The following is a 25,013-nucleotide window of genomic DNA, read 5'->3' as shown; positions in this document are numbered from 1 at the left end:
AGAACCATATGGGCGAGCACGGTAACGGCGATCCGCAGTCGGACGCCGTCATCAGAGCCGGTGACGGGAAGTCGAGTGGCCACGCCATCGACAACCCGGGCCTGCCGCCGCACCGTCCGCGGTTGGCAGATGTGGATGAGAAGGCGGCCAAGCGCGCCGAGCGTCAGGTCTCTGCGCTCTTTCTGATCTCCATCATCGGCACAGTGATGTTCTTCGTCGGCTACTTCGTCGTCGGCGTCACGGCAGGCGACCTCGAGATGCTGCGCCTGCAGAACACCCTGCTCGGTCTTGGCGTCGCCTTCGCCATGCTCGGCATCGGGCTCGGTGTGGTCCAGTGGGCCCGCGCGCTGATGCCCGACCACGAGGTCATCGAGGACCGCAAGCCCCTGCGCAAGGAAGAAGAGCGCGCCGAGGCTGCCGCAACCGTCAACGAGATCGTGGACGAGACCCAGATCAAGCGCCGACCGCTGCTGCGCAACACGCTCATCGGCGCGGCTCTGCTGGCCCCGCTGCCCGCCGTCCTCGTGCTGCGCGACCTTGATCGTTCCGAGGACTTCGGCGTGGAGCGCATGCGCCACACCATCTGGGAGGAGGGTGTGCGCCTGGTGCGCGACCCCACCGGCACTCCCATCCGTGCGGCGGACCTCACCGTCGGGTCGGTGGTGCACGTGGTGCCCGAGACCCTCCGAGAGATCTCCGGGCACGGTGAGCGCCTCGCGGCCAAGGCCAAAGCCGTGGTCCTGCTGATCCGGATGCAGCCCGATGAGCTCGCCCCGGCCACCGGCGAACGCGAGAACTGGACCCACGAGGGCATCATCGCCTGCTCCAAGGTCTGCACGCATGTGGGCTGCCCGGTGGCGCTCTATGAGCGTCATACGCACCACCTGCTCTGCCCCTGCCACCAGTCCACCTTCGATGCTGCCCAGCAGTTCAAGGTGATCTTCGGTCCCGCAGGGCGCCCGCTGCCCCAGCTGCCCATCACCGTGGACGATGAGGGCTTCCTCGTTGCTCGCAGCGACTTCACCGAACCCGTCGGCCCCACCTACTGGGAGCGTGGCTACACATCATGAGCACTCAGTCTCTAGAACCCAAGTACACCGAGGCGCAGTACGCCGAGGTGGATCAGTACCAGCCGGCGACGCGCACCGGCCGGATCTCCAACTACGTGGATCAGCGCGTGGGCGGCACCGGAATGGTCCGCGAGTTCGGCCGCAAGGTCTTCCCCGACCACTGGACATTCATGTTCGGTGAGGTCGCGCTCTACAGCTTCCTCATCACCGTGGTCTCCGGCGCGTTCCTGACCTTCTGGTTCGATCCCTCCATGGCCAGCACGCAGTACGACGGCTCCTACGCGCCCATGCAGGGCGTGGAGATGTCGATGGCCTACGCCACCGCGCTGGAGCTGTCCTTCGACGTTCGCGGCGGGCTGTTCATGCGCCAGCTGCACCACTGGGGTGCGCTGATGTTCGTCATGGCCATGGCCGTGCACATGCTCCGCGTGTTCTTCACCGGCGCCTTCCGCAAGCCGCGCGAGCTCAACTGGGTCGTCGGCTGTGCGCTGCTCATCGCCGGTCTCGGCGCGGGCTTCACCGGGTACTCGCTGCCCGACGAGGTGCTCTCCGGCAACGGCCTGCGCATCATCGACGGCATGCTCAAGGCCATCCCGATGGTCGGCACGTACATCTCCTTCTTCCTCTTCGGCGGCGAGTTCCCCGGAGACGAGGTCATCCCCCGCCTGTACTCGCTGCACATCTTCGTCATCCCTGCAGTGATCCTCGTCCTGATCGCGGTGCACCTGTTCATGGTCGTGGTGCACAAGCACACCCAGTACCCTGGCCCGGGTCGCACTGAGCGCAACGTCGTCGGCTACCCGATCGGACCGGTCTACGCCGCCAAGGCCGGCGGATTCCTGTTCGTCGTGTTCGGCGTGCTGGCGCTGCTCGCCGGGCTCTTCCAGATCAACGCGCTCTGGAACTACGGGCCCTATGACCCCTCCCCGGTGCAGGCGGGCACTCAGCCCGACTGGTACATCGGCTGGTTCGACGGCGTGCTGCGACTGATGCCCGGCTATATCGGAGACATCCCGCTGGAGTTCGTTCTGCCGACTCCATGGGGCGGCAACAGCGTGGCAACGCCGGTGCTGGCCACGTTCATCCCGATCACTGCTCTCCTCGTCGGACTCTTCGTGTGGCCCTTCCTGGAGGCATGGATCACCGGCGACAAGAAGGAACACCATGTTCTGGACCGTCCCCGCAACGCACCGGGCCGCACCGCCTTCGGCATGGCCATGATGGTCTGGTACTTCGTGATGTGGGGTGCCGCGTCCTCGGACCTGATGGCCACGCACTTCTCGCTCTCGCTCAACGACGTGATCATCTGGCTCCGTGTGCTGTTCTTTGCAGGACCGATCCTCACCTTCATCATCACCAAGCGGATATGTCTGGCGCTGCAGCGCAAGGATCGTGAGATCGTGCTGCACGGCAACGAGGCCGGAGTCATCGAGATGCTTCCCCACGGCGAGTTCCGTGAGAAGCACAACCGGGTCAATGACTACGAGCTCTTCACCCTGGTGGCCTACGAGTCCCCGGAGCCGACCCCGGCCCGGCCCAACGCCAAGGGCAAGGTCTCGCTGCTGGAGAAGTCCCGTGCAGGCCTGAACCGGGTCTTCTTCGAAGATCGGGTGGCACCGGTCAGCCGCGAGGAGTACCTCGAGGCACTGTCCCACGATCACCACGAGTCCTCGGCCGCGCTTCCTGCGGCCGCCTCGGCTCAACTGGAGTCCAGCAAGCACTGACGCGATACACAGAAGCGGCCGTCTCCCTCTGCGGGAGGCGGCCGCTTCTGTATGCGACGCAGCGGCCGCTCAGGCCTGGGCGACGCAGCTGCTGCCGCGGTGCGGCGTCCGCGGCTGCTCGTGTCGTGGGGCGGCTCAGCTGCCGCGGATGATGGAGCGCAGCTTCTCCAGCCGCTCGGCGACGGCGCGCTCGGCCCCGTTGCCGGTGGGCTTGTAATAGTCGACTCCGATCAGCTCATCGGGCGGGTACTGCTGGGTCGCCACATGGTGCGGCTGATCATGGGCATAGACATAGCCCTTGCCATGGCCCATCCGGTGGGCGCCGGAGTAGTGGGCATCACGCAGGTGCGGCGGGACAAGCCCCGACTTGCCGTTCCGGACATCGGCGATGGCGGCGTCCAGCGCCTTATAGGAGGCATTGGACTTCGGGGCCGTCGCGATGTGCACGGTGGCCTGACCCAGCAGGATCCGCGCCTCGGGCATGCCGATCAGCGCGACCGCGTCGGCGGCGGCCATGGCGGTCTGCAGCGCGGTGGGGTCGGCCATCCCGACCTCCTCGCCCGCAGCGATGACCAGTCGACGGGCGATGAAGCGGGGGTCCTCACCGGCGACGATCATGCGTGCCAGGTAGTGCAGCGCCGCATCAGGGTCGGAGCCGCGCAATGACTTGATGAACGCCGAGACGATGTCGTAGTGCTGGTCACCATCCCGGTCGTAGCGCTGCACCGCGAAGTCCATAGCCTGCTCCGCGTCCTTGGCGGTGATCGTGACCGGGGCGGCGGGGGTGTCCGGTCGGGTCTGCTCCGTGCTGCCGTCGGTCGTCTGATCCTCGGCTGCGTGGTCGTCAGCAGTCTTGCCGGCGGGGTCCGGGTGGTCAGGTGCTTGGCCGTCAGCAGCCTTGCCGGCGGCCACTGCGGCTGCGGCCTCCAGCGTGGTGAGCACCCGTCGGGCGTCTCCACCGGCCATGCGCAGAATATGATCTCGCGCGGCGTCCTCCAGCTCGAAGGCTGAGTCCAGTCCGCGAGTGTCCTCCAGTGCCCGAGTGATCAGCCCGGAGAGGTCCTCGGAGGTCAGTGATCGCAGGGTGAGCATCAGCGATCGGGAGAGCAGCGGCGCGATGATGGAGAAGGAGGGGTTCTCGGTGGTGGCCGCGACCAGGATCACCCAGCCGTTCTCGACTCCGGGCAGAAGCGCGTCCTGCTGCGCCTTGTTGAATCGGTGGATCTCATCGAGGAACAGCACCGTGGTCTGACCGCGCAGATCACGGTCTTCCAGCGCCCGGTCCATCACCTGGCGCACGTCCTTGACCCCGGCGCGGATCGCGGAGAGCTCGACGAACTTCCGTGAGGCGCCGCGCGCCAGGACATGGGCCAGTGTGGTCTTACCGGTGCCGGGAGGCCCGTAGAGGATCACCGAGGAGGCCCCGGCGGGTCCTCGCGAGCCTTCGGCGAGGACGCGCAGCGGAGAGCCGTGTTCGAGCAGGTGCTGCTGTCCGAGGATCTCCTCGAGGGTGCGCGGACGCATCCGCACTGCCAGCGGGGTATGACGACGACGCGCGCCCGGCTCTGCCGCAGCAGCCACGGGCGCGTCGTCGTCGCCGAAGTCATCGGAGGCGAAGAGGTCCCCGGAGATTGGATCGGCCACTGCGCCTCCTAGAGGTGGGTTCGTAGAAAGATTCGAAGAAATCTGTTCCAGATTACCCGGTGAGGATCAGGCCTTCGCCTTCTCCCCGCCCTGAGTCTGCGCCGCGGCATCAGATGTGAGCTCGGGCTTGGCGTCCACGCCGGCTTCCTTGCGCTGCTGGGCAGTGATCGGGGCAGGAGCGGCGGTCAGCGGGTCGTAGCCGCCGCCGGACTTGGGGAAGGCGATGACTTCGCGGATCGAGTCCTCCCCGGCGAGCAGCGAGACGACCCGGTCCCAGCCGAAGGCGATGCCGCCATGGGGCGGGGCGCCGAACTTGAAGGCGTCGAGCAGGAAGCCGAACTTCTCCTGGGCCTCATCCTCGGGGATGCCCATCACTTTGAAGATGCGCTCCTGCACATCGCGCCGGTAGACACGCAGCGAACCGCCGGCGATCTCGTTGCCGTTGCAGACGAGGTCATAGGCGTTCGCCAGGGCCGAACCCGGATCCTGATCGAAGCCCTCGGCGAACTCGGGCTTGGGTGCGGTGAAGGCGTGGTGGACGGCGGTCCAGGCGCCGGAGCCGACGGCCACGTCTCCTGCGGCCTGGGCCTGGGCTGCAGGCTCGAACATCGGAGCGTCGACCACCCAGGCGAAGGACCAGGCGTTCTCGTCGATGAGACCCACCCGGGAGGCGATCTCGTTGCGGGCGGCGCCGAGCAGGCCGCGCGAGGGGGAGACCTCGCCGGCGGCGAAGAAGATGCAGTCACCGGGGGAGGCGCCGGTGGCCTCTGCCAGTCCGGCCTTCTCCGCATCGGTCAGGTTCTTCGCGACGGGGCCGCCGAGCTCGCCGTCCTCGCCGATGAGCACATACGCCAGGCCCTTGGCTCCGCGCTGCTTGGCCCATTCCTGCCAGGCGTCGAGCGTGCGGCGCGGCTGGGAGGCGCCGCCGGGCATGACCACGGCGCCCACGTAGTCGGCCTTGAAGACGCGGAAGCTGGTGTCCTTGAAGTACTCGGTGAGCTCGGTGAGCTCCAGATCGAAGCGCAGGTCCGGCTTGTCCGAGCCGTAGCGGGCCATGGCCTCGTGGTAGGTGATGTGCGGGATCTGCGCGGGCAGCTCGACGTCGATCAGCTTCCAGAGCCGGCGCACGAGCTCCTCTGCCAGGGAGAGGATGTCCTCCTGCTCCACGAAGCTCGCCTCGATGTCGAGCTGGGTGAACTCGGGCTGGCGGTCGGCGCGGAAATCCTCATCGCGGTAGCAGCGCGCGATCTGGTAGTACTTCTCGAATCCACCGACCTGCAGCAGCTGCTTGAACAGCTGCGGGGACTGGGGCAGTGCGTACCAGGCACCAGGGGCCAGCCGGGCCGGGACCAGGAAGTCGCGGGCGCCCTCTGGGGTGGACCGGGTCAACGTGGGGGTCTCGATCTCGGTGAAGGCCTGCTCATGCAGCAGGTCACGGGCGACGCGGTTCGCCTCCGAGCGCAGCCGCAGCGCGCGCTGAGGGCCCTCGCGGCGCATGTCCAGATAGCGGTGGCGCAGCCTGGCCTCTTCACCGATCTCCACATGCTCATCGATCTGGAAGGGCAGCGGGGCTGCGGTGTTGAGCACCGTCACCGTGTCCGCGATGAGCTCGACCTCGCCCGAGGGCAGATTCGGGTTCTCGTTGCCGGCTGGACGGCGCTCCACGGAGCCGGTCACCTGCAGCACGAACTCGTTGCGCAGCGGGTCGAAGTCCGCCTCCTCGCGCACCACGACCTGGGCGACTCCGGATGCGTCACGCAGGTCGAGGAAGGCCACCCCGCCGTGGTCTCGGCGTCGCGCCACCCATCCGGTGAGGGTGACGGTCTGACCTATGTGCGCGGCGTTCAGTGAGCCGGAGGTATGTGTGCGGAGCACGGTGTCCTTCCTGAGGGATCTTTAGCTGGTGCGCTGGACGTGTGGTCCAGCGGGGGTCAGTCGGTGGCTGATTCTACTATCCGTGGCAGCCGGTCATCGGCCGGCGGAGTCCAGCTGGCGGGATCGGCGCTGAACTGGTCCCCGGAGCGGATGTCCTTGACCTCGTGGGCCCCGTCGTCATCGGTGAACCAGACATAGGGGATGCCGCGGCGGTCGGCATGGCGGATCTGCTTGCCGAACTTCTCCGCCTTCAGGGCCACCTCGACGTTGAGGCCGCGGGCCCGAAGCGTATCGGCCACGTCCTGGGCAGCTCCCCAGTCCTCATCGGAGCGCAGCGCCACATAGACCGCAGCAGGGACCTTGCGCGTGGCGGAGAGACCACCCTCGGCGAGGATCCGGGAGATCAGTCGGGTCACCCCGATGGAGAGGCCGACGCCCGGGAAGCTGCGCTTGCCCTTGGAGGCCAGTGATTCATAGCGTCCACCGGAGCACACCGAGCCCAGTGACTCATGGCCGAGCAGCACCGTCTCATAGACGGTGCCGGTGTAGTAGTCGAGTCCTCGGGCGATGGACAGATCGGCGGTGACTCGTCCGGGGACGCGCTTGTTCAGCTCGGCGACCACCTCTTCCAGCTCGGCGAGCCCGGCCTCGAGCAGCTCGTCCGCGGCGGTGTCGCCGAGGAGTCCGCGGACCTGCGCGACGAAGGAGGTGTCGGTGGCGCGGATCTGCGCGAGTTCCAGCGCCTGCTGCGCCTGGGCCGGGGTGGCCGCACCGGTGGAGGTGAGCTCCTCAGCCACCTTCTGAGCACCGATCTTCTCCAGCTTGTCGATGGCGCGCAGCACGGCCGTGGTGTCGGTGAGGCCGATGGAGCGGTAGAAGCCCTCGGAGAGCTTGCGGTTGTTGACCCGGAGCATGAAGTCCCCGATGGGCAGCGCTTCCAGTGCCTGCGCCATGACCAGCGCGATCTCCACGTCGCTGCGGAAGGGCAGGGCGCCGTCGCCCACCAGGTCGATGTCGGCCTGGGTGAATTCACGGAACCGGCCGTCCTGTGGGCGTTCGCCGCGCCAGACCTTCTGTATCTGATACCGCCGGAACGGGAAGTCCAGGTGCCCCGCGTTCTCCACGACGTAGCGGGCGAACGGGACCGTCAGATCGAAGTGCAGCGCAAGGCGTGCCTCTTTGCCGTCCTCCTCCTGCAGCCGGGAGACCGCGTAGATCTCCTTGTCGATCTCGCCCTTCTGCAGGAGCGTGTCGATGGTCTCCACGGCGCGGGACTCGATGGAGCCGAAGCCATGGCGTTCGAAGACCTCGCGAAGGGTGTCCAGCACGTGCAGCTCCACCAGCCGCTCTTCGGGGAGCCATTCGGTGAAGCCGGAGAGAGAGGTGGTTCGTGCCATGAGTGTGCGCGCAGTCCTTGGTCGTCGGGGGAGCCTGGAATCGGGCCCGTTCATCATAGCGGCTCCGGTACGCTGGTGGGCATGAGTCCTGCAGTCAAGCCCGATCATCATGAGACATCCCTCCCAGACGCCCATCGCTTTGCCCGCGTGGATGAGGAAGGGCACGTCTTCGCGCTGACCGAGAATGCCGCGGAGGGGGAGCCGACCGAGACCTACGTGGGTCAGTTCTCCGGCGCCAGTGCAGATGAGGCGCTGCTGTACTTCACCCGCAAGTTCGACGAGCTGTTCAACCGTGCCCTGCTGCTGCGCGCGCGCATCGCGGCGGGAGCAGACTCCGCCAAGGCCCTGCAGGAGTCCGCCCAGCACATCGCCACAGAGCTTCAGGACGGCGTGTGGGTAGGGGACACCGCTGCACTGGCTGCGCTGCTCGAGCAGCTCACGGTCGAGATCCAGGCCCGCAACGCCGTGGAGCAGCAGGAGACCGAAGCCGTCCTCGCCGAGCATCTGGCCACTCGGGAGCGGATCGTGGCTGAGGCCGAGGTGCTCGCCGGAGCGGATCCCAGCACCCAGCACTGGAAGAGCGCCCAGGCGCGGATGAATGAGCTCTTCGAAGCCTGGAAGGGCGAGCAGAAGAAGCCCCCGCGGCTGACCAAGTCCCAGGAGGACCCCTACTGGAAGCGATTCCGCAGCGCCCGCAATCTCTTCGAGAAGAACCGCCGCGCGTTCTTCGCCACGCGGGACAAGGAGCACGGTGACATCAAGGCGGCCAAGGAGGCGCTGATCGCCGAGGCTGAGGCGCTGAAGGACTCCGAGGACTACGGCTCCACCACGAAGGCCTACCACCGCCTCATGGACGACTGGAAGGCGCTGGGCCGCGGCGCCCGAAAGACCGATGACTCCCAGTGGACTCGCTTCCGGGCCGCTCAGGACGTCTTCTTCGGAGCCCGCGACAAGGTCAACGCGGAGACCGATGCCGAATACGCCGAGAACCTCGTCGTGAAGCTGGAGATCCTGGAGAAGCTCGAGGCCCTGATGCCCTTCGAGAACCCCGAGGCTTCGCGGGAGCAGTACCAGTCGCTGCTGGCGCGCTGGGATGCGGCCGGACGCGTGCCTCGCCAGGACATGAAGAGCACCGAGGGTCGGCTGAAGCAGGTCCAGGACGCCTTCCGGGATGCCGAGGCTGCGCACTGGCGCAAGACCGATCCCGAGACGATCGCCCGGCAGAACTCGATGCTCAGCCAGCTGGACGAGACTATTGCTGGACTTGAACGTGAGCTTGAGTCGGCCCAGGCCAGCGGAGACACTCGTTCTATCGAGCAGGCGCAGGAGGCTCTCGACGCGCGCAGAAGCTGGCGCGATATGTTGAAGTAACGAATAGATTACACTCGTCAGAGATTCTGCGGCCCCTGCCCATCCCGGGAGCCGCGGGAAGTTGTGCCGTCGATATCCAGTGAGGACCCCGCGTGAGCGATCAACAGCCGCATGAGGCAGGCTCTCCGCGCAGCCGTCGCGAAATTCGCGAGGCGCGCGAGCGTGAGCTCGCCGAGCAGCGCGAGCGTCAGACCGCAGCGCAGCAGCGTGCCCTGGACGAGACGCTCCGCAACGCTCGCCGACAGTCCTCAGCGACCTCCGCACGCCAGGTCCCGCTGCCGAACATCGCGCCGGTGCAGGAATCCGTGATCTTCAACCAGGAAGAGGTCACCCAGGGCAAGCTCGAACGCGAGGACCCACCTGCCGAGCCGCCCGCAGCGCAACCCTCGCCGCCAGCCACACCGGCCCAGCCCACCAGTTTCGATCGCGTGGTGACCCCCTTCGATCAGGTGGTCTCACCCGACGAGGTCGACCAGGAGACCGAACAGGCCGTCGACGAGTCCACCGGCTATCCACTGGAGGACGACCCTGAGGGGCACTATGTGGATGAGCACTATGTCGAGGGACGCTACGACGATCAGCACTACGACGAGAACGAACACTTCGATGAGAACGGCGAACTCCACTACGAGGGCACCCGCATTCATCACGACGACGACGGGACACCGCTTCTCATCTCTTCCTCCAGCCATGGACGTGGATATCAGACCGTCTCGGCCGTAGATGGCGGCACCACTCAGGCGGTCCTGCAGCGACGGCGCGATAAGCGCCGACGACGCAACCTGACGCTCAGCGTGGCCTTCGGCCTCTTTGCGGTGCTGGTGGTGGGCTTCGTGGTGGTCCTGCAGTCCCTGCTGGGCGGCGACGGTCCGCAGGACTTCGAGACCCAGGCGGGCGAGAACGTCGAGTTCACCGTGGAGCCGGGAGACGGTCCGATCGCGGTGCGAGGCCGACTCCTGGAGCAGGGAATCATCGCCAGCGCCGACGCCTTCGACGATGCCTACGAGCAGCTCGAGGGAACCCGTGAGGTCTTCGAGGGCGAGTTCCCGATGCGCGAGCAGATGCCCGCCGAAGATGCCGTGGCCATCCTCTTCGACGAGGAGGAGGCCGTCGACTTCATCGATCTGCGCGCCGGCATGCGCATCGACGCGGCCCTGTCAGCGATAGCCAACGGCACGGGGATACCCGAGAGCGACATCCGCCAGGCCGCCAGCGACCCCACTGCCTACGGGCTGCCCGAAGAGGCGACCTCGCTCGAGGGCTACCTCGCCTCGGGGCTGTACAACCCCGAGGTGGGTGCGGATCCCGAAGACATCCTGCAGCAGATGGTGGACGGCACCTTCGAGCGGCTCGAAGAGGCCGGTGTCACCGAGGAGGACGAGCAGTGGGAGACGATCATCATCGCCTCGCTGCTCACCGCGGAGGGCCTGCCCGGCGATTACGAGATGATCGCCGGAATCATCGAGAACCGTCTCGACCCCAGCAATGACGAGACCGGTGGCCTGCTGCAGATCGACGCCGCGGTGATCTACGGCCTCGGCACACAGAGCGTGCAGTTCACCGACGAAGAGCGTCAGGACGCCTCGAACCCGTACAACACCTACCAGAACGAGGGCCTTCCACCGGGGCCGATCGCCGCTCCCAGCGAAGAGACGATCGAGGCCGCCGGCAACCCCGAGCCGAGCGACAACTACTACTGGATCACGACGAACCTCGAGACCGGTGAGACGAAGTTCGCCGAGACCTACGAGCAGCACCGGGAGTACGTCCAGGAGTTCAACGCTTATTGCGAGGAGAACCCGGAGATCTGTGAGGGCGAGCCGGCCCAGGACAACCAGGGACCGTGATGCGGCAGGCTGCTGTGCTGGGCCACCCGATCTCTCACTCTCAGTCTCCGGCGCTCCATGCAGCCGCCTATGACCACCTCGGGCTGGACATCGAGTACCGCCGGATCGACGTGCCGCTGGATGCGGTGGACCGGTTCCTGCATACGGAGGGCGCCGCTCCTGGGTGGCTGGGCTGGTCGGTCACCATGCCGCTGAAGGGCGCCATGGCCGCCGCAGTGGAGGAGCGCTCCTCCCGGGTGCAGACCCTCGGTGTGCTCAACACTGTGGTCCACCGGCCAGGCGATGGGCACTCTCCGATGCTCTACGGAGAGAACACCGATGTCGACGGCATCCTGCATGCCCTCATCGAGGCCGGGCTGCAGCCCGGCCTCAGTCCAGACGCGCGGATCTTCGGCATCATCGGTGCAGGGGCCACCGCCACGGCAGCCCTTGCCGCCGCCGCTGAGCTCGGCTACACCGAAGTCCGCTGCTACGCCCGGTCGATTCCGCGTGCCGCGGAGCTGCATCCCGTGGCGGACGCTTTGGGACTCACGCTGAGCGTGGCGCCGCTCGAGACGCTCAACAAGGATCTCCAGCACGGCGGATCGCTGGACGCCCTGGTCAGCACGCTGCCGCCCCGAGCCGCCGATGAGATCGCGCAGACGCTTCCGGCGCTGACGCATCCGGTGCCGCTGCTCGACGTCGCCTATGACCCTTGGCCCTCCGCGCTGGCGGACGCCTGGGAGTCTGCAGGAGGCCGAGTGGTGAGCGGGCTGGTGATGCTTCTGCACCAGGCCGTCAGGCAGGTGGAACTCTTCACCGCAGCCACCGAGAACCCCGCCGCAGAGCTCTCCGAAGATTCCCATGACCAGCTCGTGGCGAAGATGAGACGCTCCATCGGTTTATGATGGACCCCATGTTGCGCTGGCTCACCTCTGGAGAATCTCACGGCAAATCCCTCGTCGGAATCCTTGAAGGACTTCCCGCCGGAGTGTCTCTGAGCACGGCAGCCGTGCAGGAGAAGCTGGCCCGCCGCCGTCTCGGATACGGCCGCGGCGCGCGGATGAAGTTCGAGCAGGATCAGGTCGCGCTGCTTGCAGGCGTACGCCACGGCGTCACCATAGGCGGTCCGCTGACCATCGAGGTCGGCAACACCGAATGGCCGAAGTGGGAGAAGGTCATGTCCGCGGACCCGGTGCCTGCGCAAGACCTCGAAGGTCTTGCCCGCAACGCCCCCCTCACGCGCCCCCGCCCCGGCCACGCAGATTACACCGGCATGCAGAAGTACGGCTTCGCCGAGGCTCGCCCGGTCCTGGAGCGTGCCTCCGCCCGCGAGACCGCCACCCGAGTGGCCCTGGGCGCCGCCGCACAGTCCTTCCTGAGTGAACTGGGCATCACCACGATCTCGCACACCACCGCGATCGGCCCCGTAGAGGTCCCCGCTGACGCTCCGCTGCCCCAGGCCGCTGACGCAGGCGCCCTCGACGCCGACCCGCTGCGCTGCTTCCACGCCGAGACCTCCGAACGCATGGTCGCCGAGGTCGACGACGCCCACCGTGCTGGAGAGACCCTTGGCGGCGTCGTCGAAGTCATCGTCGAAGGACTGCCTCCGGGGCTCGGCAGCTACGTCCACTGGGACCGCCGCCTCGATTCGCGCCTCGCCGGCGCGCTCATGGGCATCCAGGCGATCAAGGGCGTGGAGGTCGGCGACGGATTCGAGACCACACGACGTCGCGGCTCGGCGGCGCATGATGAGATCGCCCTGGACGAGTCGGGACAGATCGCACGCACCTCCAACCGCGCCGGCGGGATCGAGGGCGGAATGAGCATCGGCGGTCCGCTGCGCGTGCGCGCCGGGATGAAGCCCATCGCCACCGTTCCGCGCGCCCTGCGCACCGTGGACACCGCCACCGGAGAGGCCACCACGGCACACCATCAGCGCTCCGACGTCTGCGCCGTTCCCGCCGCTGGAGTGGTGGCAGAGGCGATGGTCGCCCTGGTCATCGCCGAGGCCGTGCTGGAGAAGTTCGGCGGCGACTCCGTGCTGGAGGTCCGCCGCAACCTCGAGGGCTACCTCGCGCACCTGCCCGAGCTCGGGGGAGACCCCACGGGTGCAGGTGCCGATGGGGACCCGCTGCAGGCCCCGGCGGCGATGCAGGACTGATGCGTTCCCCCGCAGCCGCCGAGAACCGAGGCGACGGCCGCAACATCGTGCTGATCGGCCCCATGGGGTCCGGAAAATCGACGGTCGGCGCCGCCCTGGCCCGCAGACTGCACCGCCCTCACGTGGACACCGATCAGTTCTTCGTCGCCAGGCACGGACCGATTCCGCCCTACTTCTCGCTGCATGGCGAGGAGAGCTTCCGGGCCGAGGAGGAGAAGATCGTCGCCGAGCTGCTGGATTCTCCGCGACCCTCGGTGATCAGCCTCGGCGGCGGCTCGGTGCTGAGTCCCAGCACCCGTGAGCTGCTGGCCGAACAGGTGGTCGTGCTGCTCGACCTCACTGTGGCCCAGGCCGCCCAGCGCCTCGGGGACGGCTCCACCCGCCCCATCCTCGGGGAGCATCCGGTGCAGAGCTGGATGCGCATCTACGCGGAGCGGGAGCAGATCTATCGGGACTGCGCTGATATCGTCATGAGTCCGGATGATGAGCACATCGATGTGCGAGTCGAGACCATCGTGCGGGCTTTGCACACCACTTTCAGGAGAGACCACAGCGCATGAGCCACCAGGCTGAGACCGAGGCTTCCGCCCAGCACCCTGAGCCCACCGTCATCACCGTGGGGGAGGGAAGAGGCGCCGGCGGGCAGGAGCTCGGCTATGACGTGGTCATCGGCAACGGACTGCTCTCCCGGCTCCCCGACCTCGTCGGCACCCAGGCCGAGCGCGTGCTGGTGATCCACCCGCGAGCCCTGCGCGCCACCGGCGACGTGGTGCGCGAGGACCTCGAGAAGGCCGGCTACCAGGCCCTGGTCGCGGAGATCCCCGACGCAGAAGAGGGCAAGCACATCCAGGTGGCCGCGTTCTGCTGGCAGGTCCTGGGCCAGAACGACTTCACCCGCTCCGATGCCGTGGTCTCGGTCGGCGGCGGTGCGGTGACCGATGTCGCCGGCTTCGTCGCCGCGACCTGGCTGCGCGGCATCCGCGTGGTGCACATGCCCACGACCCTGCTCGGCATGGTCGACGCCGCCGTCGGCGGGAAGACCGGGATCAACACCTCAGAGGGCAAGAACCTCGTCGGGTCCTTCCACCAGCCCGCCGGTGTGCTGGCCGACCTCGACACGCTGCTGACCCTTCCGCGCAACGAGCTGGTGGCCGGTCTTGCCGAAGTGGTCAAGTGCGGGTTCATCGCCGATGAACGCATCCTGGAGATCATCGAAGCCAGCCCGGAGCAGACGCAGAACCCCCACTCCTGGCAGATCCGCGAGCTCATCGAACGCGCGGTGGCCGTCAAGGCCAAGGTCGTGGGAGAGGACATGCTAGAGTCCGGTGTGCGCGAGTCGCTGAACTACGGCCACACCCTTGGTCACGCCATCGAACTCGCCGAGCGCTACCAGTGGCGCCACGGTGCCGCGATCTCCGTGGGCATGATCTTCGCCGCGGAGCTCTCCCGCAGCCTCGGCCGGCTCGACGACGCCACCGCGGACCGGCACCACTCGGTGCTGAACCTGCTGGGGCTTCCGACCACCTACCGCGATGACCGCTGGAGCCAGCTGCTGGAAGGCATCAAGCGCGACAAAAAGAACCGCGGTGACCAGCTGCGCTTCGTCCTGCTCAGCGGCCAGGGCCAGCCGGCCACCGTGGAGATCCCCGACGCCTCGATCCTGTTCGCGACCTATCAGGAGATCGGGCAGCCCGAGACCGGGACGATGCTCTCGCTCTGAGCCCGGCGCGCAAGCCTGTACAATCGATTGGCGCTGCGTGGAGCATTCCATGCCCGAAGACCCAGGAAAGGCAAACTGTGGCCAGCTCGAATGACATCAAGAACGGCTCCGTCCTCAAGCTTGAGGGACAGCTGTGGAACACGCTCGAGTTCCAGCACGTCAAGCCCGGCAAGGGCGGCGCCTTCGTGCGCACCAAGCTGAAGAACATCCGCACCGGCAAGGCCGTGGACAAGACCTTCAACGCCGGTGCCAAGGTCGAATTCGCCACAGTGGACCGATCCAACTACCAGTACCTGTACCAGGACGGCGATGACTTCGTCTTCATGGACCTGCGCGACTTCGACCAGATCACTGTGCCAGCCACCGTGGTCGGCGACGCCGCACACTTCCTGCTGGAGTCCCACGAGGTGACCATCGCCCTGCATGACGGGACCCCGCTCTACCTCGACCTGCCCCCGTCGGTGGTGCTCGAGATCACCTACACCGAACCAGGTCTGCAGGGGGATCGCTCCAACGCGGGCACCAAGGCCGCCACGCTGGAGACCGGTCATGAGATCCAGGTACCGCTGTTCGTCGACCAGGGCACTCGCGTGAAGGTCGACACCCGCACGTCCGAGTACCTCGGCCGAGTCACGGACTGAGAGGCCCCGTGGCAAAACGAAGCAAAGCACGCCGCCGCGCGCTCGAGATCCTCTTCGAGGCCGAGCAGCGCGACCTCGATCCGCTCGAGGTCCTCAGGGTCCGCCGCGAGCGCGCAGATCTGATCGTCAATGAATACGTCATCGAGCTCATCGACGGGGTGAAGTCCGAGCAGGAGAAGATCGACGAGATCCTGGCCACCTACGCCCGTGGATGGACGCTGGAGCGGATGCCGCGCGTGGACCTGATGGCGCTGCGCATCGGCGCCTGGGAGCTGCTCTGCAACAACGACATTCCCGACAATGTCGCGGTCTCCGAGGCGGTCGCGCTGGTCCATGACCTCTCCACCGATGATTCACCCAGCTTCGTCAACGGTCTGCTCGGTAGGATCCAGCAGCTCAAGCCGACGCTGGTCGAGGTCGATGACGTAGAGTAGGTCCGACCGTGAGCCGTCCCGCCTGAGTGCGGTGCGGCCGACAACTGAAGAATCCGACTTCCTTTAAGAATCGTCCAGTGAGGCGAGGAAGGAGTCCTACGGTGACACGTTCACCCGAGACCTCTCATGTGATGTCCGCCTCCGACATGGACCGGGCACTGACGCGCATAGCGCACGAGATCGTCGAATCCCATCGAGGGGTCGAGGGTCTCCTCCTGCTCGGCATCCCGCGCCGCGGCACCATCCTGGCTCGCCGTCTCGGCGAGCGTCTGGCCCGCATCGATCCTGACTTCGATCCCGAGCAGTCCATCGGCTCGCTGGACATCACGCTCTACCGGGACGACCTCAGGGCCCATGGCGCCCGGACGCCGGAACCCACCACGATCCCCGGAGCCGGCATCGACGGCGCCACCGTGGTGCTGGTCGACGACGTCCTCTACTCCGGGCGCACGGTCCGCGCGGCTCTGGATGCGCTGCAGGCGCTGGGCCGTCCCGCCGTCGTCCGACTCGCAGTCCTGGTGGACCGCGGACACCGCGAACTGCCGATCCGCTCCGACCACGTCGGCAAGAACCTCCCCACCTCCCGGGAGGAGCGCGTCTCGGTGCTCCTCGGCGAGGTCGACGGCGTCCGGCGCGAGGATGAGGCAGTCGTCATCCAGCGGCCCGCCGCGGGCGGTGAACGCTGATGCGCCACCTGCTCTCCACCGCCGATCTGAGCCGCACCGAGGCGCTGAGCATCCTGGACACCGCCGAGGAGATGGCCGCCGTCTCGACCCGCGAGGTCAAGAAGCTCCCCACACTGCGCGGACGCACCGTGGTGAACCTCTTCTTCGAGGACTCCACCCGCACCCGCATCTCCTTCGAAGCGGCCGCCAAGCGGCTCTCCGCTGATGTCATGAACTTCTCCGCCAAGGGCTCCTCCGTGTCCAAGGGTGAATCGCTCAAGGACACCGTGCAGACGCTCGAGGCCATCGGCGCCGACGCGATCGTCATGCGGCACTGGGCCTCCGGGGCCGCCGCGCAGCTGGCCGCCTCGGACTGGACCGACTGCGCCGTGATCAACGCCGGGGACGGCACGCATGAGCACCCGACCCAGGCGCTGCTGGACGCGCTGACCCTGCGTCGCGGCTGGACCGCCGCCCACGGGGAGGATCCGCGCGGGGCCGATCTCTCCGGCATGCGCGTGCTGATCGTCGGCGACATCCTGCACTCTCGGGTCGCGCGCTCGAACATCTGGCTGCTGCGCACCCTCGGGGCCGAGGTCGGACTCGTGGCCCCTGCCACCCTGCTGCCCGTCGGGGTCGAGAAGTGGCCGGTCAGCGTGTTCTACAGCCTGGATGAGGCGCTGGCCTCGGGACCCGCAGGAGGACCCGACGCGGTGATGATGCTGCGCGTCCAGGCTGAACGCATGGGCGGGGCGTATTTCCCCACCGCTGCCGAATACACCCGCCGCTGGGGCCTCACCGATGACCGGCTCGCCCGGCTGGAGAACCACCGCACCGCCGCCGGGGCGCAGCCGATGATCCTGCACCCAGGTCCGATGAACCGCGGAGTCGAGATCTCCGCCGCCGCTGCGGACTCCCCGATGAACCAGGTCCTCGACCAGGTCTCGCACGGTGTCTCGGTCCGCATGGCAGTGCTGCACCTGCTGCTCAGCAGCTCAGAGAGGAACACCGCATGACACTCGCCTCGACAGCTCCCACGCTGATCCTCGGCGCCCGTCCCTACGGGGAGGAGCCCACAGACATCCTGGTGGCCGAGGGCCGGATCCTCGCGATGGGGGAGCAGGCCCGCGTCCAGGCTCAGGACCTCGAGCAGGTCCACGAGCTCGACGCCGCCGGGCTCCTCGCGCTGCCCGGCATGGTGGACCTGCACACCCACCTGCGTGAACCCGGCCGCGAGGACGCCGAGACCGTGGAGACCGGCAGCCGCGCCGCCGCCAGGGGCGGGTTCACGGCCGTCCACGCCATGGCGAACTCCTCACCCGTGGCGGACACCGCCGGAGTCGTGGAACAGGTGCACCGGCTGGGCCGCGAATCGGGCTGGACCGAGGTCTACCCGGTGGGGGCCGTGACCGTCGGTCTCGCCGGGGAGAAGCTCGCCGAGCTCGGCGCCATGGCGGAATCCTCCGCGCAGGTGCGGATGTTCTCCGATGACGGGATGTGCGTGCACAACCCGGTGCTGATGCGCCGCGCCCTGGAGTACGTGAAGACCGTGGACGGCTTCATCGCCCAGCACGCCCAGGAGCCGCTGCTCACCGAGGGTGCGCAGATGAACGAGGGCGACGTCTCGGCCGTCCTGGGGCTGCCGGGATGGCCGGCGGTCGCCGAGGAGTCGATCATCGCCCGCGATGTGCTGCTGGCCCAGCATGTGGGCTCGAGGCTGCATATCTGCCACGTCTCCACCGCCGGCTCCGTGGAGATCATCCGCTGGGCCAAGGAACGCGGAATCGACGTCACCGCGGAGGTCACCCCGCACCACCTGCTGCTCACCGACGAGCTGGTCCGCGGCTACGACCCGGTGTACAAGGTCAACCCGCCGCTGCGCACCACCGCCGACGTCGAAGCCCTGCGCCACGGACTGGCCGATGGCACCATCGACGTCGTCGGCACCGACCACGCGCCGCACCCCACCCAGGCCAAGGAATGTGAATGGTCCGCCGCGGCCATGGGCATGACCGGACTGGAGACGGCGCTGCCGGTGATCATCAAGACCATGATCGCCACGGGGCTGATGGATTGGCGCCGATTCGCCGAGGTCACCTCTGAGGCACCCGCGCGGATTTACCGGCACTCCCAGCAGGGCCGCCCGCTGCAGCCCGGGGAGCCCGCGAACCTGATCCTGGTGGACGCCGAGTCCACGCAGACCGTGGACCCGACGGGCCACGCCAGCAAGGGGCGGAACTCGCCCTTCCGCGGGATGCAGCTGCCTGGATCCGTGCGCGCCACCTTCCTGCAGGGTCACCCGGTGGTGCTCGACGGCGAGCTGAACAGCCCGTCGAGGCAGTCCCCGACGCAGCGCGAGGTGACCTCATGAGCGCTGAGGCTTCACTGTCAGGCTTGCCGGAGCTCACCGCCTTCGCGGAGCTCACCCTCGGCACTAGGGCAGCAGACATGACCGGCACCTACCTGGGCTACCTCGGCATCACCGTGGCGATCATCGCCGTGCTGGTGCTGCTGATCTGGCTGGGCTGGCGCGGCCGAAAGCGCCGCCAGAAGGACCTCCCCGCCCCGGAGGAGGTGCCCGCCGCTCTGCTGGAGGCTGAGCCGCGCGCCGCCGCCGAGGGCATGGTCATCGGCACGGTCAGCGCCGGAGACTACCTCGACCGCGTGGCGGTCCACGGTCTCGGCGTGCGCACCAACGGTCGGCTCGAGGTCCACCCGGAAGGTGTCGCGATCTTCCGCGCCGGCGCCCCGAACTACCTCATCGGCGCCCAGTCCCTCGAGCATGTGCGCACCGACCGCGGCGTCGTCGGCAAGTTCGTCGAGCGCGACGGCGCATTCATCATCGGCTGGAAGCTCGGGGATCACTCCGTGGAGACCGCGTTCCGGGCCCGCCACGCCTCAGCCCACCAGGAGCTCCTCACCGAGCTCCAGTCATTCATCCGTCCCTCCGACGAGGAGTCAGCACGCTCATGACAGAACAGCCCTCCACCACCCCCGCGGCCCTGCTGGTGCTCGAAGACGGCACCGTCCATCGCGGCTCCGCCTATGGCGCCCAGGGCATGCGGCTGGGAGAAGCGGTCTTCGCCACCGGCATGACCGGCTACCAGGAGACCCTCACCGATCCCTCCTACGCCCGCCAGATCGTGGTCCAGACTGCTCCCCACATCGGCAACACCGGCATCAATGATGAAGACGCCGAGTCCCGCAAGATCTGGGTCGCCGGCTACGTGGTGCGCGACGCCGCGCGACGCCCCTCGAACTGGCGCTCCCGGCGCACGCTGGACACCGAGCTCGCCGACCAGGGCATCGTCGGGATCAAGGACGTGGACACCCGGGCGATCACCCGGCACCTGCGCAGCGCCGGCGCGATGAAGGCGGGCATCTTCTCCGCAGAGCAGGCCGAGCGTCCGCTGTCGGAGCTCATCGCCGAGGTCAAGGCGCAGCCCTCCATGGCCGGTGCGCGGCTCGCCGAGGAGGTCTCCACTGAGACTGCCTATGTCATCGAACCAGCCGATCACGGCTGGACCGGCGAGGTCGTCGCCACGGTGGCCGCCATCGACCTGGGCATCAAGACCATGACCCCGGTGCGCATGGCCGAGCGCGGCCTGCGCGTGCACGTGCTGCCCGCGGCCAGCAGCTTCGCCGAGATCGAGGCGGTCTCACCCGACGGGGTGTTCCTCTCCAACGGACCCGGAGACCCCGCCACCGCGGCCAACCAGATCGGACTGCTGCGCGAGGTGCTGGACAACCGCACCCCGTTCTTCGGGATCTGCTTCGGCAACCAGATCCTGGGCCGCGCACTCGGCTTCGAGACCTATAAGCTGCCCTTCGGCCACCGCGGGATCAACCAGCCCGTCATGGACCACGCCACGGGCAAGGTCGAGATCACCTCGCAGAACCACGGATTCGCCGTGGACGCACCCATCGGCGAGGTCGTCACCGCTCCGCAGGACCGCTTCGGGCGAGTCCAGGTGAGCCACTCCAGCCTCAACGACGGGGTGGTGGAGGGACTGCGCTGCCTCGACATACCCGCCTTCAGCGTCCAATACCACCCTGAAGCCGCAGCAGGCCCGCATGATTCGGCCTACCTCTTCGATCGCTTCGTCGAGCTCATGACGAGCGCCGACATCAAGACCGGCGGCGACACCGTCACCACCACCGACACTGAGACCATTACCGACACTGAGACCCGTGGAGGGAACCCACTCAATGCCTAAGCGTCAAGACCTCAAGTCCGTCATGGTCATCGGCTCGGGGCCGATCGTGATCGGACAGGCCGCTGAGTTCGACTACTCCGGCACCCAGGCCCTGCGAGTGCTCAAGGAGGAAGGCCTGCGGGTCATCCTGGTCAACTCCAACCCGGCCACCATCATGACCGACCCGGAGTTCGCCGACGCCACGTACGTGGAGCCGATCAGCCCGGATGTGGTCGCCAAGATCATCGAGAAGGAGCGCCCCGACGCTCTGCTGCCGACCCTCGGTGGCCAGACCGCGCTGAACACCGCGATCGCGCTGGACAAGGACGGGGTTCTGGAGCAGTACGGGGTGGAGCTCATCGGCGCGAACATCGCTGCCATCGAGCTCGGGGAGGACCGGCAGAAGTTCAAGGGCGTGGTCGAGCGCTCCGGCGCCGAGTCCGCCAAATCGGTGATCGTGCACTCCATGGAGGAGGCACTCGCCGCCGCAGATGAGCTCGGCTACCCGATGGTGGTGCGCCCCTCCTTCACCATGGGTGGGTTGGGATCCGGCATGGCCTACAACGAGAAGGACCTGCACCGGATCGCCGGTGCCGGGCTGCAGTACTCGCCGACCACCGAGGTGCTCCTGGAGGAGTCGATCCTCGGGTGGAAGGAATACGAGCTGGAGATGATGCGCGACTCCAACGACAACGTCGTGGTCGTCTGCTCCATCGAGAACGTCGATCCGGTGGGCGTGCACACCGGAGACTCCATCACCGTGGCACCCGCCATGACGCTGACCGACCGCGAATACCAGCGGCTGCGCGACATCTCCATCAACGTGATCCGTGAGGTCGGGGTGGCCACCGGCGGCTGCAACATCCAGTTCGCCATCGAGCCCGGGACCGGCCGCGTCGTCGTCATCGAGATGAACCCCCGTGTGTCACGCTCCTCGGCGCTGGCCTCCAAGGCCACCGGCTTCGCGATCGCGAAGATCGCGACCAAGCTCGCGCTGGGCTACACCCTGGACGAGATCCCCAACGACATCACGAAGAAGACCCCGGCCAGCTTCGAACCGGTGCTGGACTATGTCGTGGTGAAGGTGCCGCGCTTTGCCTTCGAGAAGTTCCCGGCGGCGGACCCCACGCTGACCACCACGATGAAGTCGGTGGGCGAGGCGATGGCCTTCGGCCGCAACTTCACCGAGGCCATGCAGAAGGCGCTGCGCTCCCTGGAGCAGCGCGGCAGCGAGTTTGATTTCACCGTGGCCGAACCGGCCGAGCTCGAGCAGCTGCTGGAGAAGATGGCGACGGCGACCACAGAACGTCTGCACCAGGTGCAGCGCGCACTGCTCTCCGGCGCCACGATCGAGCAGGTCTACGAGATCACCGGCATCGACCCGTGGTATCTCGACCAGCTGCAGCTGATCAATGAGACCGCCATGGCTGTGGCGCATGCCACCGAGCTCGATGTGCCCACGCTGAAGCTCGCCAAGCGCCATGGCTTCTCCGACGAACAGATCGGTGCGCTGCGGCACATGGACTCCGCCGTGGTCCGCGGGGTGCGTCATGCGCTGGGCATCCGTCCGGTCTACAAGACGGTGGACACCTGCGCCGCGGAGTTCGAGGCCTTCACCCCTTACCATTACTCCTCCTATGACCTCGAGGACGAGATCCTGCACCACGATCAGCCCTCGGTGATCATCTTGGGCTCCGGACCCAACCGGATCGGTCAGGGCATCGAGTTCGACTACTCCTGCGTCCACGCCACCATGGCGCTGCGCGAGGCCGGGTACGAGACGGTGATGGTCAACTGCAACCCCGAGACCGTCTCCACCGACTACGACGTCTCCACCCGGCTCTACTTCGAGCCGCTCACGCTTGAAGACGTGCTCGAGGTCATCGCAGCCGAGGAGCGCACCGGGGGAGTCGCCGGGGTGTTCGTCCAGCTCGGCGGGCAGACCCCGCTGAAGCTGGCGCAGCAGCTGGCCGACGCCGGTGTGCCGATCCTGGGCACCAGTCCTGCGGCCATCGACCTCGCCGAGGACCGCGGCGAATTCGATCAGGTGTTGCAGCGCGGAGGGCTCATCGCGCCGAAGAACGGCACTGCGGTGAGCTTCGAGGACGCCAAGCGGGTGGCCGACTCCATCGGGTACCCGGTGCTGGTGCGGCCCAGCTACGTCCTCGGCGGACGTGGCATGGAGATCGTCTACGACGAGCCCGGCCTGGAACGCTATATCGCCAACGCCACCGAGGTCACCCCCGAGCACCCGGTGCTGGTGGACCGCTTCCTGGAGGACGCCATCGAGGTCGATGTGGACGCCCTCTACGACGGAGACCAGCTCTACGTCGGCGGGATCATGGAGCACATCGAGGAGGCCGGGATCCACTCCGGGGACTCCGCCTGCGTGCTGCCGCCCATCACGCTGGGCCCCGACGTGCTCGAACGCGTGCGCGTCGCCACCCGGTTGATCGCCGAAGGTGTCGGGGTGCGGGGTCTGATCAACATCCAGTTCGCGCTGGCCTCCGACATCCTCTACGTCATCGAGGCCAACCCGCGCGCCTCGCGCACCGTGCCGTTCGTCTCCAAGGCCACCGGTGTGCAGATGGCCAAGGCCGCCGCACACATCGGCACCGGGGTCAGCATCGCGCAGCTGCGCGCAGGCTCCGGGCATCAGCTCTCCGGAGTCCTGCCGGCCTCGGGTGACGGCTCCGAGCTGCCCCCGGGTGCGCCCGTGGCGGTGAAGGAGGCCGTGCTGCCCTTCGCCCGCTTCCGCACCCCCGAGGGCCGCGTGGTCGACTCCCTGCTCGGCCCGGAGATGCGCTCCACCGGCGAAGTGATGGGCATCGACAAGCACTTCGACACCGCCTTCGCCAAGGCGCAGCAGGCGGCGAACAACCCGCTGCCCACCTCCGGCAACGTCTTCGTCTCGGTGGCCAACCGGGATAAGCGCGCCATCATCATGCCGGTCAAGCGGCTAGCGGATCTGGGCTTCTCCATCGTCTCCACCGGCGGCACCGCCGATGTGCTGCGCCGCAACGGAGTGGAGACCACCGTGGTGGCCAAGATCGCCGACGCGCAGAGCCAGGAGGAGACCATCCTGGAACGGGTGGAGAGCGGCGACATCACGCTGATCATCAACACCCCCTCCGGCGGGGACGCCCGCAGCGACGGCTACGAGATCCGCGCCGCGGCCACCTCGGTGGGCACCCCGGTGATCACCACCGTGGCCGAGTTCGGTGCGGCAGTCCAGGCCATCGAGGCATTGGGGCAGTTCAGCTGGTCCGTGGCCTCCCTGCAGGAGCACGCCGAACGTCTGCGACAGGCCAGCGCATGACCTCCGACGCGTTCTCGGGTCAGCAACGACGGGCCGAGCTTCCCTTCGGCGCCCGGCTCGGTGCTGCCATGCAGGCCCGCGGCCGGCTCTGTGTGGGACTCGATCCGCACCCGCAGATACTCAACGAGTGGGGGCTGACCCAGGACGCGGCGGGGCTGCGCGAGTTCTGCGCCCGGGTGCTGGAGGCCTGCGCGGACCGGGTGGGTGTGATCAAGCCGCAGGTCGCGTTCTTCGAACGCTTCGGGGTGGCTGGCCTGCAGGTGCTCAGCGAGGTCCAGGCCCAGGCCCGGGAGTCGGGGCTGCTGGTGATCGCTGACGCCAAGCGCGGAGACATCGGCTCCACCATGGCGGGTTATGCGGAGGCCTGGCTGAATCCGGCAGGAGATTTCGCCGCGGATGCGCTGACCGTGAGCCCCTATCTCGGTTTCGGCTCGCTGCAGCCGGCGCTGGACGCGGCCCAGGAGCACCGTGCAGGGCTCTTCGTGCTGGCACTGACCTCCAATCCTGAGGGACGCGAGGTCCAGCTGGCCACCGACGCGCAAGGCGTCACCGTGGCCGGTCATATCGCCACCGCCGCGGCCGCGGCGAATATTTCAGCCGCCGCCGCGGAGGACCTCGGCAGCATCGGCCTGGTGGTCGGGGCGACCACGGCGGAGCTCGCCGGCTCGCATGGGATCGACCTGAGCGCTGGAGCCATGCCGCTGCTGGCACCGGGCTACGGCGCTCAAGGGGCCTCGGCCGAGGATCTCCGCCGTGGTTTCGGCGCCTGCTATTCGCGCCAGGTCCTGGTCAATTCCTCCCGAGGAATCCTCGCCGCCGGACCGCGCCCGGAATCGCTGACCAGGGCCATTGATCAGGCGGTTGAGGATCTGGGCTGAAAAACTCCCCGGGCGTTCTCTATTGATGTTCGCCCTGCCAAGGGCTAGATTCTGCACCATAGAAGCCTGGAGCAGTCCGCAGCATTCGG

General features: G+C 67.6%; 20 protein-coding genes. 17 read left to right on the top strand and 3 right to left on the bottom strand.

The features are described from left to right. Positions 1 to 8 precede the first annotated feature (8 nt). Positions 9 to 1,070: a cytochrome bc1 complex Rieske iron-sulfur subunit gene (gene qcrA / locus H4W26_RS02650; protein ID WP_192590618.1), complete on the top strand. Its 1,062-nt coding sequence runs from the start codon at positions 9 to 11 to the stop codon at positions 1,068 to 1,070. Further along, positions 1,067 to 2,794 (top strand): cytochrome bc1 complex cytochrome b subunit, encoded by a 1,728-nt coding sequence (gene qcrB, locus H4W26_RS02645; RefSeq protein ID WP_192590617.1) that lies wholly within the window; start codon positions 1,067 to 1,069, stop codon positions 2,792 to 2,794. Before qcrA ends, qcrB begins: the two co-directional genes overlap by 4 nt. Before the next feature lie 135 nt (positions 2,795 to 2,929). On the opposite strand, the gene H4W26_RS02640 is transcribed toward qcrB, so the two are convergent. The 3 genes from H4W26_RS02640 to hisS form a co-directional block, all read right to left on the bottom strand. Further along, complete coding sequence (locus H4W26_RS02640; RefSeq protein ID WP_378625968.1) at positions 2,930 to 4,438, bottom strand: replication-associated recombination protein A; 1,509 nt, start codon at positions 4,436 to 4,438, stop codon at positions 2,930 to 2,932. 66 nt (positions 4,439 to 4,504) lie between these two features. After that, positions 4,505 to 6,313 carry an aspartate--tRNA ligase gene (gene aspS, locus H4W26_RS02635; RefSeq protein WP_192590616.1) on the bottom strand — a complete coding sequence of 603 codons (1,809 nt, stop codon included), beginning with the start codon at positions 6,311 to 6,313 and terminating at the stop codon, positions 4,505 to 4,507. A gap of 56 nt (positions 6,314 to 6,369) precedes the next feature. Further along, entirely contained in the window at positions 6,370 to 7,710 is a 1,341-nt protein-coding gene (gene hisS, locus H4W26_RS02630) for a histidine--tRNA ligase (protein ID WP_192590615.1), read from the bottom strand. 81 nt (positions 7,711 to 7,791) lie between these two features. Between hisS and H4W26_RS02625 the strand changes: the two genes are divergently transcribed. From H4W26_RS02625 to pyrF, 15 genes are all read left to right on the top strand, one after another. After that, the gene (locus tag H4W26_RS02625) at positions 7,792 to 9,081 is read left to right on the top strand and encodes a DUF349 domain-containing protein (RefSeq protein WP_192590614.1); all 1,290 of its coding nucleotides are present in this window, start codon (positions 7,792 to 7,794) and stop codon (positions 9,079 to 9,081) included. 92 nt (positions 9,082 to 9,173) lie between these two features. After that, positions 9,174 to 10,928, top strand: a complete 1,755-nt coding sequence (locus H4W26_RS13950; protein WP_192590613.1) for an endolytic transglycosylase MltG — start codon at positions 9,174 to 9,176, stop codon at positions 10,926 to 10,928. Continuing rightward, a complete protein-coding gene (locus H4W26_RS02615; protein ID WP_225939567.1) occupies positions 10,928 to 11,815 on the top strand; it encodes a shikimate dehydrogenase family protein in 888 nt (295 codons plus the stop codon). Before H4W26_RS13950 ends, H4W26_RS02615 begins: the two co-directional genes overlap by 1 nt. Before the next feature lie 8 nt (positions 11,816 to 11,823). Next, positions 11,824 to 13,071, top strand: coding sequence for a chorismate synthase (gene aroC, locus H4W26_RS02610; protein WP_192590611.1), 1,248 nt, complete (start codon positions 11,824 to 11,826; stop codon positions 13,069 to 13,071). Further along, positions 13,071 to 13,631, top strand: a complete 561-nt coding sequence (locus tag H4W26_RS02605; RefSeq protein ID WP_192590610.1) for a shikimate kinase — start codon at positions 13,071 to 13,073, stop codon at positions 13,629 to 13,631. Before aroC ends, H4W26_RS02605 begins: the two co-directional genes overlap by 1 nt. Continuing rightward, the gene (aroB, locus tag H4W26_RS02600) at positions 13,628 to 14,791 is read left to right on the top strand and encodes a 3-dehydroquinate synthase (RefSeq protein WP_192590609.1); all 1,164 of its coding nucleotides are present in this window, start codon (positions 13,628 to 13,630) and stop codon (positions 14,789 to 14,791) included. Before H4W26_RS02605 ends, aroB begins: the two co-directional genes overlap by 4 nt. A 77-nt stretch (positions 14,792 to 14,868) precedes the next feature. Next, positions 14,869 to 15,432, top strand: coding sequence for an elongation factor P (efp, locus tag H4W26_RS02595; protein WP_192590608.1), 564 nt, complete (start codon positions 14,869 to 14,871; stop codon positions 15,430 to 15,432). Between the two features lie 8 nt (positions 15,433 to 15,440). Further along, positions 15,441 to 15,866 carry a transcription antitermination factor NusB gene (gene nusB / locus H4W26_RS02590; protein WP_192590607.1) on the top strand — a complete coding sequence of 142 codons (426 nt, stop codon included), beginning with the start codon at positions 15,441 to 15,443 and terminating at the stop codon, positions 15,864 to 15,866. Between the two features lie 101 nt (positions 15,867 to 15,967). Further along, the gene (pyrR, locus tag H4W26_RS02585; RefSeq protein WP_192590606.1) at positions 15,968 to 16,552 is read left to right on the top strand and encodes a bifunctional pyr operon transcriptional regulator/uracil phosphoribosyltransferase PyrR; all 585 of its coding nucleotides are present in this window, start codon (positions 15,968 to 15,970) and stop codon (positions 16,550 to 16,552) included. Next, positions 16,552 to 17,547 carry an aspartate carbamoyltransferase catalytic subunit gene (locus tag H4W26_RS02580; RefSeq protein WP_192590605.1) on the top strand — a complete coding sequence of 332 codons (996 nt, stop codon included), beginning with the start codon at positions 16,552 to 16,554 and terminating at the stop codon, positions 17,545 to 17,547. Before pyrR ends, H4W26_RS02580 begins: the two co-directional genes overlap by 1 nt. After that, entirely contained in the window at positions 17,544 to 18,902 is a 1,359-nt protein-coding gene (locus tag H4W26_RS02575) for a dihydroorotase (protein ID WP_192590604.1), read from the top strand. Before H4W26_RS02580 ends, H4W26_RS02575 begins: the two co-directional genes overlap by 4 nt. Continuing rightward, a complete protein-coding gene (locus tag H4W26_RS02570; protein ID WP_225939566.1) occupies positions 18,899 to 19,504 on the top strand; it encodes a PH-like domain-containing protein in 606 nt (201 codons plus the stop codon). The genes H4W26_RS02575 and H4W26_RS02570 overlap by 4 nt, the downstream gene beginning before the upstream one ends. Beyond that, on the top strand, positions 19,501 to 20,748 hold the full coding sequence (gene carA, locus H4W26_RS02565; protein WP_192590603.1) for a glutamine-hydrolyzing carbamoyl-phosphate synthase small subunit: 1,248 nt from the start codon (positions 19,501 to 19,503) through the stop codon (positions 20,746 to 20,748). The genes H4W26_RS02570 and carA overlap by 4 nt, the downstream gene beginning before the upstream one ends. Next, positions 20,741 to 24,046 (top strand): carbamoyl-phosphate synthase large subunit, encoded by a 3,306-nt coding sequence (carB, locus tag H4W26_RS02560; RefSeq protein ID WP_192590602.1) that lies wholly within the window; start codon positions 20,741 to 20,743, stop codon positions 24,044 to 24,046. Before carA ends, carB begins: the two co-directional genes overlap by 8 nt. Further along, on the top strand, positions 24,043 to 24,924 hold the full coding sequence (gene pyrF / locus H4W26_RS02555) for an orotidine-5'-phosphate decarboxylase (protein ID WP_192590601.1): 882 nt from the start codon (positions 24,043 to 24,045) through the stop codon (positions 24,922 to 24,924). Before carB ends, pyrF begins: the two co-directional genes overlap by 4 nt. The last annotated feature ends 89 nt before the right edge of the window (positions 24,925 to 25,013 follow it).

It is taken from the genome of Nesterenkonia halotolerans, assembly GCF_014874065.1.
Lineage (GTDB): Bacteria > Actinomycetota > Actinomycetes > Actinomycetales > Micrococcaceae > Nesterenkonia > Nesterenkonia halotolerans.
This window is presented reverse-complemented; position numbering and strand designations above follow the sequence as displayed.